The sequence below is a fragment of the Sporosarcina sp. Y1009 genome, assembly GCF_057669865.1.
This window is the reverse complement of the sequence record NZ_JBYHFO010000002.1, coordinates 78,261-92,690: the sequence shown is the minus strand read 5'-3', so window position 1 is coordinate 92,690 and position 14,430 is coordinate 78,261. Positions and strand designations below refer to the sequence as shown.

The following is a 14,430-nucleotide window of genomic DNA, read 5'->3' as shown; positions in this document are numbered from 1 at the left end:
TGGAATACTATTTATATCCATTTCGTTTATACTAATTAAGAACAGATTTATATTAGAAAAGGAGAAAAAGCATGACAGGAAAAACACACATCATAGGCGGAATTGCAGCAAGTCTTGCTTACGCACAATTCACGAATCATGATCCGCTCATTATGGTTGGGGCGGGAATTATTGGCGCGTTACTTCCAGACATTTGCCATGGAGGTAGCAAGATTGGAAAGACATTACCGATTTTATCGAAGATCATCAATGCACTATTTGGGCATCGTACATTTACGCATAGCCTACTATTTCTAGTAATTATCGCATGGTTACTAAACTCATTTATTCCAAGCGATGCAGTAAAAGCAGGGATTCTGGCGGGGATGGTAAGCCACTATGTATTAGATATGGCAACGAAAAACGGAATTAAGTTATTTTTTCCGATAAGCATGACCGTTCGTTTTCCATTCACAACAAAAACTGGGAGTAAGATCGAAAGTTTAGTGTTTAGTATTTTAGCACTCCTGTCGTTTTACTATGGTTATCAAGCATTTAATTTTTACTTATAACGTTCCAAAATGATTCGCTGCGTGTTTAACGCATGCGAATCATATTTATTTGTGTAAGAGAATAAAGGTTTTTCCGAGTGATACGTTGAATTAAACTTGGGAATGAAAACAGATTAACAATACACTAATTTGAGATAATGGTATTAGAATAATGCAGATTATAGTGATTTATAAAATCTTGTTTTTCACTATTACTGATAGTTTATTTGAAAATTAGGAGGTATAAAATTGAACCTGAATACCATTAAAACACTTGTGAATTATTACCCAATTAAGCCCGTTAAAATTGCAAAAGGAATTGAAGAAGGCATTAGTTCTGATGCTAAACTAGTTGTTACATCTGATACAAAATATATTTTAAGGAGAGTAAGGGATACGAAACAAGCGGTAACAGAATACAAAGTATCAAAAGTTTTAAGCATACAAAATATTACTTCCGATATCCTATTGAGTAAACGTAATCAGCCATTTATGGAAATTAATGACGATATTTATAATTTGCAAACATATATGCCAAATAACGGGGGGAAGAACGAGTTTAATTATTATGATTTAGGTAGAGTTATATCTATTTTCCACTCTGAAACACAAAAGATTAATAGTCTATACGAACAAAAAGATCGTTTTTCTTTAGATGAATTGTGGGAGCGATTGCAACAAAATAATGACTTTACAAAAGTAGCCTTTAAAAAAGACTTAATTAGGATGGTAGATCAAAGTTTCAATTGCAATCATGAAAAAAATTGCTATATTCATGGCGATTTAGGCAAATGGAATCTTTTACGTAATGAAAATAACATATACATAATTGATTTTGGTGAAGTGAGAAAAGGGAATAATCATTTTGATATTAGTGCAGTAATTTCATCAACATTAGACTGGAATTTGGAAGATGAAAAATTAATTGCTTCCTTAAATAATTTTAGGAAGGGTTATATAGCAAATTTTGAGCAATTTAATTGGTCAATTCTAAGAGAGAATCTTACTCTTTGGTTTACAAGAGGAATAATTGCATTATTGATTACTAATGGGATAGACCACCATACTTGTAACACTGCAAAATTGATTATAGAAAGAAGAAATAGATTAGATAGAATAATTAAGTGCATACCAGCAATTACATAAATGGATTCGCTACGTATTTAAGGTGTGTGAATCTTTTTTATTTTACCGTGAATGAAGGGTTTTGCGAGAGAGGTATTGAATTAAACCATATATTGAAAACTAAAAATAAGGGGTGAAGTAAGAGATGGAATTTAAAGTGGAACAGGTCAAGGACATAAACGCTATAGATATATCGGAACTGGTTAAAGAAAGCGAGACAGAGGGGTATCGTTTTTTAACGCGTTTAGTGAATGATTATAAGGATGGTAGTAATAAGTTTGATAAGCCTGGTGAAGCTTTGTTTTTTATACAGAATGAATCTGGAGAAATTGTTGCGATTGGAGGGGTGAATCAATCACCATTTTCTGACGATAAAAACGTTGCACGGTTGCAAAGGTTTTATGTAGCAGCTGAGGCAAGGCGACGTGGTGTCGGTTCTTTACTGGTAAAAGAAATCGTTAATCACTCACGGGAAACTTTTCATGAAATGACGGTCCGAACTGAATCGTCAAAGGCAGATGCTTTTTATAGAGCAAACGGTTTTGAATTGGATGATTCCGCATCAGAGACGACACATGTGATATCGCTGTAAAAGTTAAGAGATTTCAAAATAGACAACGGGGCGTTTGATAGGAACATAACGCCCCAAATTGAATCTTAGGAAAGGAATGGAGAAAATGGTAATCCGAATAGCTGAATTAAAGGATGTAGCGGGGATCGCGAAAGTCCATGTGGATAGTTGGCGGACAACGTATAAGGGAATTGTACCTGATACATATTTGAGTCGTCTTACTTATGAGAGTCGTGAGCAGATTTGGAAAAGCGGAATTGAAGAAAATCATGTATACATAGCGGAAGATGAAAATGGCCAAATTGTCGGATTTGCGACAGGTGGAAAAGAGCGAACAGGAAATTATGAAGGATATAAAGGTGAGGTATATGCCATCTATTTGCTTGAAGGACAGCAAGGAAAAGGACTGGGGCGAAAGCTTATCCAGTTAGTGGTGGACGATTTGAAAGGCATGAAGCTGCACTCGATGCTCATCTGGGCACTCGAAGAAAACCCCGCTTGCCGTTTTTATGAAGCGCTAGGAGGAAAGAAAATCGACACTGTTGAAATAGAGATTGATGGCCAAAAGTTGGGTGAAATCGCATTTGGATGGGATGATCTATCCGATTATTTCTGAAAGTGTAATCATTTTTACAAGCGGAACAAATTCGTGAGATTGGATTGAAGAAATGCGAAAACTTATAAGAATAGTTAGGCTTTCCGCGCTGTCTATATTTCTACTAATCGCATTCATTATTGGCGGTTCATGGATCTACCATTCAATCGCAATGAAAAAAGAAATCACTTTGACTCCACCACCTGGAAAGATGGTGGATGTGAATGGTCACGCCATGCATGTTTATTCGGAAGGTGATGGTGAACAAACAATTGTATTCCTGTCGGGTTCTGGAACGAGTGCGCCTGTTCTCGATTTCAAGCCTCTTTGGTCAGCACTCACTTCGAAATATACCATTGCAGTTATAGAAAAAGCTGGATACGGTTGGAGTGAAACTGCTGAAGTATCAAGAGATATTGACGCCATTCTCGAGGAAAGTCGAAGCGCACTTCATCTTGCAGATGTCCCCCCTCCCTATATATTGGCAGCGCATTCGATGTCCGCACTCGAGGCAATCAGATGGGCACAAAAGTACCCGGATGAAGTTGCGAAATTAATAGGACTCGATCCTGCTGTGCCGGAAGCCTACGATGTGATGCCGATTCCTTCATTGCCATCAATGACGGCCGCTGCTATTTTTGCACGGACTGGAATGATTCGAATGGTACCGTCGATTGTTGAGAGTTCGGCTGCGATTCGATCGGGTCATTTATCGGATGAGGATATGGCAACGTATCAATCGCTGCTATATAGAAGTACGCTTACTTCAAATATGATTGCTGAAACGAAACAAGTCCAAGCGAACGCGGAAAAGGTCAGGGAATCGGGTGTTCCGATTGAAGTCCCGATGCATTTTTTCATCTCAGACGGAAATGAAATCGGTATTTCGAATTGGCGGGAGATACTTTATGACTACGTTGTCCAAATTGAACATGGCCAGTTTTTGTTCTTGGATGTCGGCCATTATGTTCACGCGTGGGAACCTGGGAAAATAGCAACGGAAATTGATGACTTTATAAATTCAAAGTTAGACTAAAGGGGCTCGAAATGACAGTGATTGTACAAAGACAAGCTGGAGTAAGTAGCGTGTATTTGAAGGCGTTCGTTACGAAGGTCTATTCGAAACATGAGGATTTGGAAAGAAATTTTATAGCGAGTATGAACAGCAAAATGAATAAAGGAATCTTTTCAATTGATGATGAAAATGGAGTGGCCGTGGTAGCTACTACTCATCAATCAACTTGGCATCCACATTGTGTGTACGTCCGTCTTGCGTACGACTTCAACCGAGTTAACAACGCTGCGCTTCAATTAATGATTGACGAGTTGAAAAAACAATTTAATGAACCGTTATTTTTCTTGGTTGATAATCGATTTGAAAGTTTGGATGAAGTCTTGTTGAATAAGGGGTTGCGGTTCATTAGAAAAACAGAAGTAATAATGATTAAGACTCAAGAACGTGAAGTGCTAACGAATGATCGAAAGGTTACAACCATTTCAGAAATTACTGATGATCCAATCCTGATGACTAGCCTTTTTGAATTAGGTAAAAGAATTTATACCGAAACTCATTTAGATAATCCAGTTGGTGATTTCCCACTTACCAGTTGGGAAGACATCATAATGGAAGATTTGAACGTAGAAAATAGCTATGTTGTGATTAACGATAACAAAGTCATTGCATTTAGTTTCATGTATCCGGCTGATAAAGATAATTGGGAATTAGGTTGGATAGGTGTCCAGGATTTAGCGGAACTGACCTTACTTGATAAGATCATAGCTATACAAATCCAGGATGCTACTAAATTAGGCATAGTATCGATTGAAAAGGAAGTAGATTCAACTTGTCCCTATTCGCTTCATATTGTGGAGTCACTTTCCTATGATGTTTCAGAGACATGGTATGCATATATTCAAAATGAGGGAGTTATACATGAAGATTGATACAGAGAAAGATATCATCACAATTATTCAACAAGACAAATGGATGATGGAATTATTGAACGCTGCAAATTCATTGAATTTACCGGATTGGTGGATTTGTGCTGGATTTGTTCGCGCTAAAATTTGGGATGAGTTGCATGGTTTTGACGAAAGAACACCAACTCCGGATATTGACGTGATTTATTATGATCCATCTACTATTGATAAAAAGGTAGAAAAGAAATATGAAGAAGCGCTTGGGGAGTTATTACCAAATACTCCTTGGTCAGTTAAAAACCAAGCAAGGATGCATATTGCCAATAATGGCCCGCCCTACAGTTCTGCTGTTGATGCAATTTCTAAATTTCCTGAAACAGCGACTGCTTTAGGGGTGAAACTAGATAATGAAAACAAATTGAAATTAACAGCACCCCATGGGATAAAAGATGTAATAAATATGGAAGTGAAACCGACGCCTTTTTTTAGGGTATCAAAGGACAGAATGCTAATCTTTGAGAAAAGGTTAAGAGATAAGAATTGGCAAGCCATATGGAATAGGGTCAAAGTTTAAACGTTGGACGAGGGAGGTTTAATATGGAATTCACGGTGAATTATTCTTTATTTGCAAGTGCAGTATCGGAAATCAATAAAGTTATTTCATCAAAGAGCGTTATTCCAATACTATCTGGAATAAAAATAGAAGCTAACCGAAGTGGCTTGAAATTAACAGGAAGTAACTCAGATATTATATTAGAAAGGACAATCCCTTTACGAACTGATGACGAAAAGGTTGTTGATATTAGTGAATATGGAAGTACGGTTGTTTTATCTAGTTATCTGAATGAAATCGTGAAAAAACTACCAAAGGATATTTATATTAAATCAGCTCATAAAGACTCAATTGCACTAAAATCTGGTGATATTGAAACAAAACTAAAAGGTTTTAATGCTCATGAATATCCAAAACTCCCTGAGATGGATTCTAGCAAATGTGTAAAAGTTCCTTTTGGAAAGTTAACGAAAGCTATCAAACAAACTGTGTTTGCAGTTTCTAAAAGTGAAGATAAACCTATTTTAACAGGTGTGAAGATGGACTTTGGTAATAACAAACTTAGTTGCATCGCAACGGACTCCCGTAGATTAGCAAGTCAAGAAATACATATAAACTCAGAGATAACAGAATCATTCATTGTTCCAAGTACAAGTTTGGCAGAATTGATAAACCTTAAGGAGAGTAATTCTGCAATTGTAGATATTTATTATACAAACAACTTTATCGCTTTTAAGACATTCAACAGATCACTTTATTCTAGGTTGATAGATGGTAGTTATCCCAATGCGCAATCTTTGCTGCCGACAGAGCCAAAAGCAACGGTAACCTTAGACACAAAGTTATTAATAGATGGCATCGATAGAGCCTGTGTATTTTCAACAGAATGGAAATATAATAATGTGCAACTGGAAATTGTGGATGCTGGGACAATCAAAATATCATCGAATTCTACTGAAGTTGGGATGATAGAGGAATTTCAGAAAAGCATAAAGTTTGATGGTGAAAGCGATTTTCGAATGTCATTTGATGGGCGAACGATACTGGAAGCGTTAAAAAGAATACCTGAAGAACAGGTAACAATAAGTTTCTTTGGTTTGATGAAACCGATTGTCATTACACCACTAAACAGTTCGAATTGTTTTCACCTGATTTCTCCAGTGCGAACGCATTGAAGCAGATACATTTTAGACTAAAAAATAAGAGATAAAGGAAGTTTTTGAAATGAATGAAGCAGCAAAAAGCTATTGGGATGATTATTGGAAGAACGATGAGAAACCAGCTTATGTTAGCGCATGGATGTTCGGCGCATTACCAGATGAACTTGCACAGCTTGTGATAGATGGAAAGAAGACTGCGACCTGTTCTGGCCATATTTTCTATGAATTAGAGAAAGAGTCATTGCCCAAAGTTGGAGAATACAGCATAGTTCTAAATAGTATGGAACAGCCGGTCGCAATGATCAAAATTGTTGAAGTCCAGGTTGTACCGATGAATGAGGTGACAGAAGAATTTGCTGTTGCAGAGGGGGAAGGACCTTATGAAGCTTGGAAATCGGCTCATGTGGAATTCTTCACAAGTGAATTGCAAACTGTTGGACTTGAGTTTAGTGAAGATATGCTTCTCGTTTGCGAACGATTTGAGTTAGTTGATGTTAAGGAACAGTGATAATGGAAATATTTCACGAAATATTGAGGTGGATAGTATGACATTTCGAACTAGATTAGAAAAGTACATAAAAGGTGACATTGTAGAGCTTCAAAGAAAAGATCGAGATGAGATGTTAATACAAATCGGTAACCCAGACAGTTATCTTAGAGATGAATTGATCTATCCCGCATTAACGGGCAGTAAGACGCCCACCTCAAGACTTGAGTTAAACGATAAGGATAGGTGGGCGATCAACTGCCCGTAAAAGCCCGATTGGTTCAACTAACAATCCGTGGGGGATGAGGAAAACCCCCACGGATTGAAGTTTCACTTTATCAAAGTTTTGGAAAGATGATTTTTTTCCATCAATTAGATGCAAATGAGCTTGATAATCTCTTGTTTCAACTTAAAAAGGATAATTACTTATTCTATGGGATTGGTGAGTCTGGAACCGATTCAGTATTCAAACGCTCGTTTTCTGTTTTGGTAATTGCTGCAATTATAGAATATGACATTGTAAAACCACAATTGGGTAAAAATATAGTTCAAGATACGGTGGGAAAAGTTGTCGAGTATATGATTGCTGAAAAAGATACGAGGGGGTTCATTGAAGGAAAAGGGTGGGCGCATTCAATTGCTCATGGCGCAGATGCATTGGAGGCCTTGGCAAAACATCTGGAAATAACCAATGAAGGAATTACAAAAATCCTTATTGCAATTGAACATTCACTGTTAGGGCCAGTGGATTATTTGGATGAAGAAGAGGAACGACTCGCTATGATAATCCCTTCATTATTAATAAAGAAAGATAATGAAAAGGAAATCCGATTATGGATTGAGAAAATGAAGAGATTAGTTGAAGCTCGACTAGAAGAAAATAAAGGGCTGATCGAAGCTTATCACACTCAAAGAACAGTTAAGAATTTCTTCAAGTCGGTTTATCTGATACTGATGTCTCAAGAACAACATGAGAAAGTGAGGAACGATGTTTTTGCAATACTAGAAATCTGGATGTACCTTCGTGACGATGAAAAGGGGAATAAACCAGATGAATGAAGCAGCTCAAAGCTATTGGGATGAATATTGGAAGGGTAGGGAAAAGCCAATCTCAGTCAGTTCGGGTATGTTTGGCGATACACCAGATAAGCTTGGTCGGTTAGTTATTTCTGGTGTGAAGACAGCGACTTGTTCGGGACATGTTTTTTACGAGATCAAAAATACGCCTTTACCGACTACTGATGATTACTTTATTATTTTGGATCACAAAGAACAACCAGTAGCGATTATTAAAACTGTTGAGGTAACGCTTATTCCAATGAATGAAGTGACAGAAGAATTTGCGATTGCTGAAGGGGACGGTTCTTATGAAAATTGGAAATCGATTCATAAGAGGTATTTCACAAGTGAATTACAAAAAGTTGGACTTGAATTTAGTGAGGACATGCTGCTTGTTTGCGAGCGATTTACGTTAATTGATGTAAAAGGAAATACATGCCCATGAATAACTTTTCATGGGTAGGAAGTGAAAAAGACTTTGTCGATGTACGAGACGTTCGGTGGATTAACCGTATGGCGATTGGTCGTTTCGGCGGAAACTCTTCAGCAGGACAAACTAAAAATGAGGATGGCTGCATTGTTTGGCAGACAGAGGATTGGGAGTTTGCGGTTCTATTAGATGCACATAAAAGTGCGGAAAGTGCTGAGCTAGTCATCCGTACTATTGAGCATCATAACGAATCATTATCGCAGATATTATCCATAAAAGGGCATCTAGATGTTAAACAATTGGAGGGTAAGTTGCTCGAGATTTTTCTTTCTAAAAATTTTTCGGATGCGTGTAGAAATGTCGAAGGGGAAACTGCATGTCTTATAGTTGTCAGGAAAGATAACTACATTTGGTGGTTTTCAGTTGGGGATTGTTTAGTTTACTTTTTTCATCCGGATCTAATAGCTTTAAAGCAATTTCAACTAAATCAAAGACAGTTCTACGAGTGGATTGGGCAAGTGAATACATTTGACAAGGCGGTGCCTTGTTATAGTTCTGGAACAAGGGAATTGAGAAAAGGGAGAAACCTGATTTTTATGACCACAGATGGTTTGGTCGAATGTCCGGGGAACCCTATTTAGATCCACAGAATCTAGTAGATGCGTTAGATGAAAAGAAACTCGATGAAAGTATTTCACAGTTGTTGATAGAAATTGAAAATCGTAATGTACGGGATAGTACGACAATTATATCGTGGACAATTGATGTGGAAGAAGAAGGAAGTATTCCGAGCGATTTTGAAACAGAAAAGCTGTAGGTATTGGATTTACTAAAGTAAAAAGTCGTTAGGGGAGAAAAAATGACGCTTGTCTTAAACGGAGAATTAGTTGATGCAATTGAACAATCAGAAGTAGATGTTTTACATTCAAGGCTAACCGCCATTAAAGGGATCATCGGGAATCCAATGGACGTCGATATTCAAAAGTTTGGAAATGCCACAGCCTTTTCCGTTAAAAACATTCCAGGCCCTTCATTCAATACGGTTAAGGGGTTAAAAGATGGTGATGAAAAGATTGTAAGTGAAATAATCGATTATTATCGAGTCAGGGAGATTCCAGTACGATTCGAGTTGACCCCTGCACATACTTCACCAGCTCTCTTAACTTATCTTAGTGAGGCAGGATTTTATCAAATAGATTTTCATGCGACGTTGTATGCTGAACTTTCTTCTGAATTAAAACCGATTGACCCAAAAATTACGCTTCGAAGGTTAAAAAAGAATGAATTTGAACTGTTTGCAGACATATATGTAAAGGGATTTCAAATGCCTGAGTTTTTAAAAGATGGAATTGCCCAAAACAATGAAATCCTCTACGATAATCAGCATTGGCGCTTTTTTCTTGCCAGTATTGATGAAGAACCTGCTGGAATCGGTGTATTATTTAATGAAAATGGGTTTGCCACGTTAGCAGCGGCGGCAACTATTCCAGCCCTGAGAAATAATGGGCTACAAACAGCTTTAATACAAGAGCGGTTCAATCAAGCAAAATTGCTCAATTGTAGATTAGTCGTAGGACAAGCAAAGTTTGCTTCCACCAGTCAAAATAACATGGAACGAGCAGGAATGAAAGTTGCTTATACAAGGGCGATATGGGTAAAACGAGAACTTAAATGATTACTAGAGACGATTAATAATTTTTTTCTAGTTTGTTAGCATACTATCTAAAGAAACAATGATTCTCAGGAAAGGTGGGAACAAATGAATCACCCATATGTAGAGCAAATGGTTCGCCAACAAAAGCGCGTGATGACTGTTACTGGAATCGGAAATTTATCAATTACGCCAGATACGGTTCAAATTCAATTGGAGGTTAGAACGGAAAACCAACAATTGAGTCAGGCGCAACAGGAAAATGCAGATTTGATGAATCAAGTTATTGAGTCACTCTTAGGATTAGGTATAGACAGAGAAGATATTCAAACAGTTGCTTATAATATATCTCCGCAATATGACTATGTTGAAGGTCAGCAGGTTTTCAGAGGGTACCAAGTTATCAATTCTATCGATATAACAATTAAGAACATAGAAGAAGCAGGAGTTATTATCGATACGGCTGTTCAAAATGGTGTTAATCAAGTATCGAATATTAGGTATACAGTTGAAAATGAACAAATTGCTTATCAAGAGGCTTTAAGTCTAGCGTTGAGAAATGCATTAGGAAAGGCCCAAACAATCGCTAATACAATTCAAGTAGAACTAGATCCACATCCAATTAAAATTGTGGAAACAATGAGGGAAGAACCCATCTTGTATCGAAGCTTTGCTGCGACTGAAATGAGTGCTACCACGCCAATTGAACCAGGGCAGATCAATATCAAAGCGACAGTAGAGGTGCAATTCCAATATTGACTTGTATCACGCCATTTCAGCTTGTGAAGTGGCGTTATCTATTTATAATTGAATTGACAGAACCTTTCCAGTTGGCGTAATCTTAAGTTATGGACATTGTGTTTGAAGAATTAATGAATGAGTAGTCAATCATTTGTTGAATTCGCACACTATTTAGGAGGGGTGTTAATGGGGAAATATCGGTTTGAAACAGATGAACATAGTATGTTTCGTGATTCGCTTCGAAAGTTTCTTGAGAAAGAGGCGGTTAAAAACTATGACAAATGGGAGAAAGAACGAATAATTCCTGTCTCATTCTGGAAAAAACTTGGCGAAATGGGATTCCTATGTCCACAAGTAGATGAGGAATACGGAGGGCTTGGTCTTGATTTTAGTTTTGGCGTCATTATTAATGAAGAATTAGAACGTGTAGGAACAAGCTTAGTTGGTGTTGGTTTGCATAATGATATTGTTGTACCTTATATTGAATCTTTTGGCTCGGAAGATCAGAAGGAACGATGGTTACCAGGGTGTCTAACGGCGGATATTATTACTGGAATTGCAATGACAGAGCCGGGCACGGGTTCTGATTTAGCGAACGTTCAAACGACTGCAATTCGCGATGGAGACTATTATGTTGTAAATGGTCAAAAGACCTTTATTACGAATGGTATTAACGGCAATCTTTTTATCATCGTTGTAAAAACGGATCTAAAAGCGGAGCCGAAACATCGTGGAATTAGTTTGCTTGTTGTCGAGGACGGTACACCTGGATTCACGAAAGGTCGTAAACTAGATAAGGTCGGGCTTCATGCACAAGATACAGCTGAACTATTTTTTGAGGATGCACGAGTACCTGCAGCTAATCTGATTGGTGAAGAAGGAAAAGGATTTCACTACTTGATGGAAAAGCTTCAGCAAGAACGGCTCGTCGTCGCAATCGGTGCTCAAATTGCATCGGAGGATATGCTGGAAATGACAATCGATTATGTTACTTCACGCAGAGCATTTGGAAAGCCTGTATCTTCATTTCAAAATACACAGTTCAAAATTGCGGAAATGGCAACAAAGGTAGAGCTAGGTAAATCATTTCTAGAGTCGCTAATCGAAGATCATATAGCTGGAAAAGATGTGGTCACCAAAGTTTCGATGGCAAAATATTGGCTTACTGAAAGTGCCCGAGATATTTCTGTTGAATGTATGCAATTATATGGTGGATATGGCTATATGGAAGAGTATAAGATTGCTAGACGTTATCGGGATATCCCAGTGGCATCGATTTACGCTGGTACAAATGAAATAATGAAAGTAATCATCGCAAAAAATCTAGGATTGTAGAAGGAGAGAATAGTTTTTGGGGGAGCAAATAACGACAACACTTTATATGATTCGACATGCTGAATCGCCTTTCATTTTTGGTGAGGAAAGAACTCGAAAACTATCAAAAGATGGGGAAATTGAGGCCGGAAAAGTAGCTAAACTTATGCTTAGAGAAAAAATCGATGTAATTGTCTCGAGCCCCTTTGCTAGATCAATTAAAACAATCGAGGCGATTGCAATAGCGCGAAACTTAGAAATTAAGTTGTTTGAGGAATTAAGTGAACGGATGATAAAAGGCGATTATAAATTGTCATGGGAAGAAGTTGAACCTGCGATAAAAAAGTCTTTTGAGGATAAGGACTATTGTTTACCTGGGGGTGAAATAACTAGACAAGCGAAAGAGCGTGCCGTCCCCATCATTAAACAACTACTAAATGAATACGAGGGAAAGCATATTGTCGTAGGTACACATGGAAATATAATGACGATAATAATGAATTATTTTGAACAGGAATATGGTTACGAGTTTTGGGCAAGTACGTCAAAACCTGATATCTATCAGCTCCTATTTACCAATGGCAAATTATTGGATGTAAAGAGGACATGGGAGGTAGAAGATGCATAGTAAAAAACATGCTTTGATTATCGGTGGGACAGGTATGCTATCTGATGCTTGCATTGCCCTTGCGCGAAAAGGTTATCTAGTCTCGATCATCGGAAGGACAAAGTCAAAGTTTCACCGAATCATTTCGAACAGTCCCGTAAATTCGATTTTCCCAATAGTTGTCGATTATAATTCTAGCGAATTGATGGATAAATTGTCTTATGTAATTGATGAGAGAGGTTCGTTTGATCTTATTGTAAGTTGGACGCCAAATTACAGTATATTAGAGCAGATTTGTAGCATGAATCATGGAGTAGATCATTTTCGGTTATTTCACGTGAAGGGTAGCCGCCGTTATTTTAAAGATGAAAAACTCCAAATTCCAGATAATTGTCACTATCGAAAGGTGTTTTTAGGTTTTATGCTCAAGAATGAGCGTTCAAGATGGCTTACACATGAAGAGATTTCAGGCGGCGTGATTTCCCAAATTGAATCGGATCAACAAACAGGTATTATAGGACAAATCCAACCATACGAATTGCGACCCATGTAATTTGCTGAAACTATTTCATCATTACATCGTATAGTTAGTATTATCTTTTTACTGAGGAGGATGTAAGATGAATGAACGGAGTAACCGTGAACAAGCCCTGGAAGAAGAAATCGTTGCGTTAAATAAACGAATGGATCTAATGGAAAAAGAAATGCAGGAATTAGAATTCCTAGTACCGAAGCCGATTATTTCCTCTGCACAATTTGGTCAGATTGGGAAATTCGTATTAGGCGCAATTGTTCTAATTGGGATTTTTTGGCTGTGAAAAATAAGAATGTTGAAAAAGGAGGGGGGAAATCTAACGTTCTCTCCTCCTTTTTGGTATGCTAGATTCATATAATTGTAATGGTTTTTCTAAAGGAGTCTTTATGTTATGAAGTTGGTATCATGGAACGTGAATGGATTAAGAGCTTGTGTACGGAAAGGATTTTTGGAGTACTTTGAAGAAGTAGACGCTGACATCTTTTCTGTTCAAGAAATAAAACTGCAAGAAGGTCAAATCGATTTGCAGCTAGACGGATATTATCAGTATTGGAATTATGCAGTTAAAAAAGGGTATTCCGGTACCGCGGTGTTTACAAAAGTCGAACCGCTATCGGTTAGATATGGAATAGGCGATTTAAATGAAGAAGAGGAAGGCCGTATTTTGACCTTAGAGTTCTCGGATTTTTACTTAGTGAATGTTTATGCTCCTAACGCTCAACGCAGTTTAGCACGATTGCCATTTCGGTTGGAGTGGGAAGAAAAGATGCGTGCGTATTTGACGATGCTAGACAAAGATAAACCGGTCATTTTTTGCGGAGATCTGAACGTTGCACATGAAGAGATTGATATTCGAAACGTAAAATCGAATATCGGAAATTCAGGATTTACTGTTGAAGAACGTGGAAAAATGTCCCAATTATTAGCGGAAGGTTTTACAGATACATACCGATATTTTTATCCGGAACAAGAAGGCGCGTATACTTGGTGGTCTTATATGAGTAAGGTAAGAGAACGGAATATTGGCTGGCGGATTGATTATTTTATTGTATCGAATCGTCTACAACCTTTTTTGAAAGATGCGGAAATCCACGCAAACGTACTTGGAAGTGATCATTGTCCAATTGTGTTAGAAGTGAATTTGTAAGAGAG

Annotated in this window: 21 protein-coding genes; all 21 read left to right on the top strand. The window is 37.6% G+C overall.

Annotated elements, in window-relative coordinates:
* Positions 1-71: 71 nt before the first annotated feature.
* The 21 genes from AC25Y1_RS03110 (at position 72) to AC25Y1_RS03010 (ending at position 14,425) form a co-directional block, all read left to right on the top strand.
* A complete protein-coding gene (locus AC25Y1_RS03110; protein WP_488146486.1) occupies positions 72-551 on the top strand; it encodes a metal-dependent hydrolase in 480 nt (159 codons plus the stop codon).
* 228 nt (positions 552-779) lie between these two features.
* The gene (locus AC25Y1_RS03105) at positions 780-1,676 is read left to right on the top strand and encodes an aminoglycoside phosphotransferase family protein (protein WP_488146485.1); all 897 of its coding nucleotides are present in this window, start codon (positions 780-782) and stop codon (positions 1,674-1,676) included.
* Positions 1,677-1,800: 124 nt separating this feature from the next.
* Entirely contained in the window at positions 1,801-2,247 is a 447-nt protein-coding gene (locus tag AC25Y1_RS03100; RefSeq protein ID WP_488146484.1) for a GNAT family N-acetyltransferase, read from the top strand.
* A 58-nt stretch (positions 2,248-2,305) separates the two neighbouring features.
* Positions 2,306-2,842 carry an N-acetyltransferase family protein gene (locus tag AC25Y1_RS03095; protein ID WP_488146483.1) on the top strand — a complete coding sequence of 179 codons (537 nt, stop codon included), beginning with the start codon at positions 2,306-2,308 and terminating at the stop codon, positions 2,840-2,842.
* Positions 2,843-2,894: 52 nt separating this feature from the next.
* Positions 2,895-3,857, top strand: coding sequence for an alpha/beta fold hydrolase (locus AC25Y1_RS03090; RefSeq protein WP_488146482.1), 963 nt, complete (start codon positions 2,895-2,897; stop codon positions 3,855-3,857).
* 11 nt (positions 3,858-3,868) lie between these two features.
* Positions 3,869-4,765 carry a hypothetical protein gene (locus AC25Y1_RS03085; RefSeq protein ID WP_488146481.1) on the top strand — a complete coding sequence of 299 codons (897 nt, stop codon included), beginning with the start codon at positions 3,869-3,871 and terminating at the stop codon, positions 4,763-4,765.
* Positions 4,755-5,315 (top strand): nucleotidyltransferase family protein, encoded by a 561-nt coding sequence (locus AC25Y1_RS03080; protein ID WP_488146480.1) that lies wholly within the window; start codon positions 4,755-4,757, stop codon positions 5,313-5,315. Before AC25Y1_RS03085 ends, AC25Y1_RS03080 begins: the two co-directional genes overlap by 11 nt.
* Before the next feature lie 23 nt (positions 5,316-5,338).
* Positions 5,339-6,469 carry a DNA polymerase III subunit beta gene (gene dnaN / locus AC25Y1_RS03075; protein ID WP_488146479.1) on the top strand — a complete coding sequence of 377 codons (1,131 nt, stop codon included), beginning with the start codon at positions 5,339-5,341 and terminating at the stop codon, positions 6,467-6,469.
* A 49-nt stretch (positions 6,470-6,518) separates the two neighbouring features.
* Complete coding sequence (locus tag AC25Y1_RS03070) at positions 6,519-6,962, top strand: ASCH domain-containing protein (RefSeq protein ID WP_488146478.1); 444 nt, start codon at positions 6,519-6,521, stop codon at positions 6,960-6,962.
* 37 nt (positions 6,963-6,999) lie between these two features.
* The gene (locus AC25Y1_RS03065; RefSeq protein ID WP_488146477.1) at positions 7,000-7,209 is read left to right on the top strand and encodes a hypothetical protein; all 210 of its coding nucleotides are present in this window, start codon (positions 7,000-7,002) and stop codon (positions 7,207-7,209) included.
* Between the two features lie 86 nt (positions 7,210-7,295).
* Entirely contained in the window at positions 7,296-8,000 is a 705-nt protein-coding gene (locus tag AC25Y1_RS03060; RefSeq protein ID WP_488146476.1) for a DUF2785 domain-containing protein, read from the top strand.
* Positions 7,993-8,445, top strand: a complete 453-nt coding sequence (locus AC25Y1_RS03055; protein ID WP_488146475.1) for an ASCH domain-containing protein — start codon at positions 7,993-7,995, stop codon at positions 8,443-8,445. The genes AC25Y1_RS03060 and AC25Y1_RS03055 overlap by 8 nt, the downstream gene beginning before the upstream one ends.
* A complete protein-coding gene (locus AC25Y1_RS03050; protein ID WP_488146474.1) occupies positions 8,442-9,071 on the top strand; it encodes a PP2C family serine/threonine-protein phosphatase in 630 nt (209 codons plus the stop codon). Before AC25Y1_RS03055 ends, AC25Y1_RS03050 begins: the two co-directional genes overlap by 4 nt.
* A complete protein-coding gene (locus tag AC25Y1_RS03045; RefSeq protein ID WP_488146473.1) occupies positions 9,050-9,247 on the top strand; it encodes a hypothetical protein in 198 nt (65 codons plus the stop codon). Before AC25Y1_RS03050 ends, AC25Y1_RS03045 begins: the two co-directional genes overlap by 22 nt.
* Before the next feature lie 42 nt (positions 9,248-9,289).
* A complete protein-coding gene (locus tag AC25Y1_RS03040) occupies positions 9,290-10,105 on the top strand; it encodes a GNAT family N-acetyltransferase (protein WP_488146472.1) in 816 nt (271 codons plus the stop codon).
* A gap of 84 nt (positions 10,106-10,189) precedes the next feature.
* Positions 10,190-10,840, top strand: coding sequence for an SIMPL domain-containing protein (locus AC25Y1_RS03035; protein ID WP_488146471.1), 651 nt, complete (start codon positions 10,190-10,192; stop codon positions 10,838-10,840).
* A 168-nt stretch (positions 10,841-11,008) separates the two neighbouring features.
* Positions 11,009-12,157: an acyl-CoA dehydrogenase family protein gene (locus AC25Y1_RS03030; protein WP_488146470.1), complete on the top strand. Its 1,149-nt coding sequence runs from the start codon at positions 11,009-11,011 to the stop codon at positions 12,155-12,157.
* A gap of 16 nt (positions 12,158-12,173) precedes the next feature.
* Positions 12,174-12,764, top strand: coding sequence for a histidine phosphatase family protein (locus tag AC25Y1_RS03025; protein WP_488146469.1), 591 nt, complete (start codon positions 12,174-12,176; stop codon positions 12,762-12,764).
* Positions 12,757-13,296: a Rossmann-fold NAD(P)-binding domain-containing protein gene (locus AC25Y1_RS03020; RefSeq protein WP_488146468.1), complete on the top strand. Its 540-nt coding sequence runs from the start codon at positions 12,757-12,759 to the stop codon at positions 13,294-13,296. Before AC25Y1_RS03025 ends, AC25Y1_RS03020 begins: the two co-directional genes overlap by 8 nt.
* Before the next feature lie 67 nt (positions 13,297-13,363).
* Positions 13,364-13,561 carry a hypothetical protein gene (locus AC25Y1_RS03015; RefSeq protein ID WP_488146467.1) on the top strand — a complete coding sequence of 66 codons (198 nt, stop codon included), beginning with the start codon at positions 13,364-13,366 and terminating at the stop codon, positions 13,559-13,561.
* A gap of 108 nt (positions 13,562-13,669) precedes the next feature.
* The gene (locus AC25Y1_RS03010) at positions 13,670-14,425 is read left to right on the top strand and encodes an exodeoxyribonuclease III (protein WP_488146466.1); all 756 of its coding nucleotides are present in this window, start codon (positions 13,670-13,672) and stop codon (positions 14,423-14,425) included.
* The last annotated feature ends 5 nt before the right edge of the window (positions 14,426-14,430 follow it).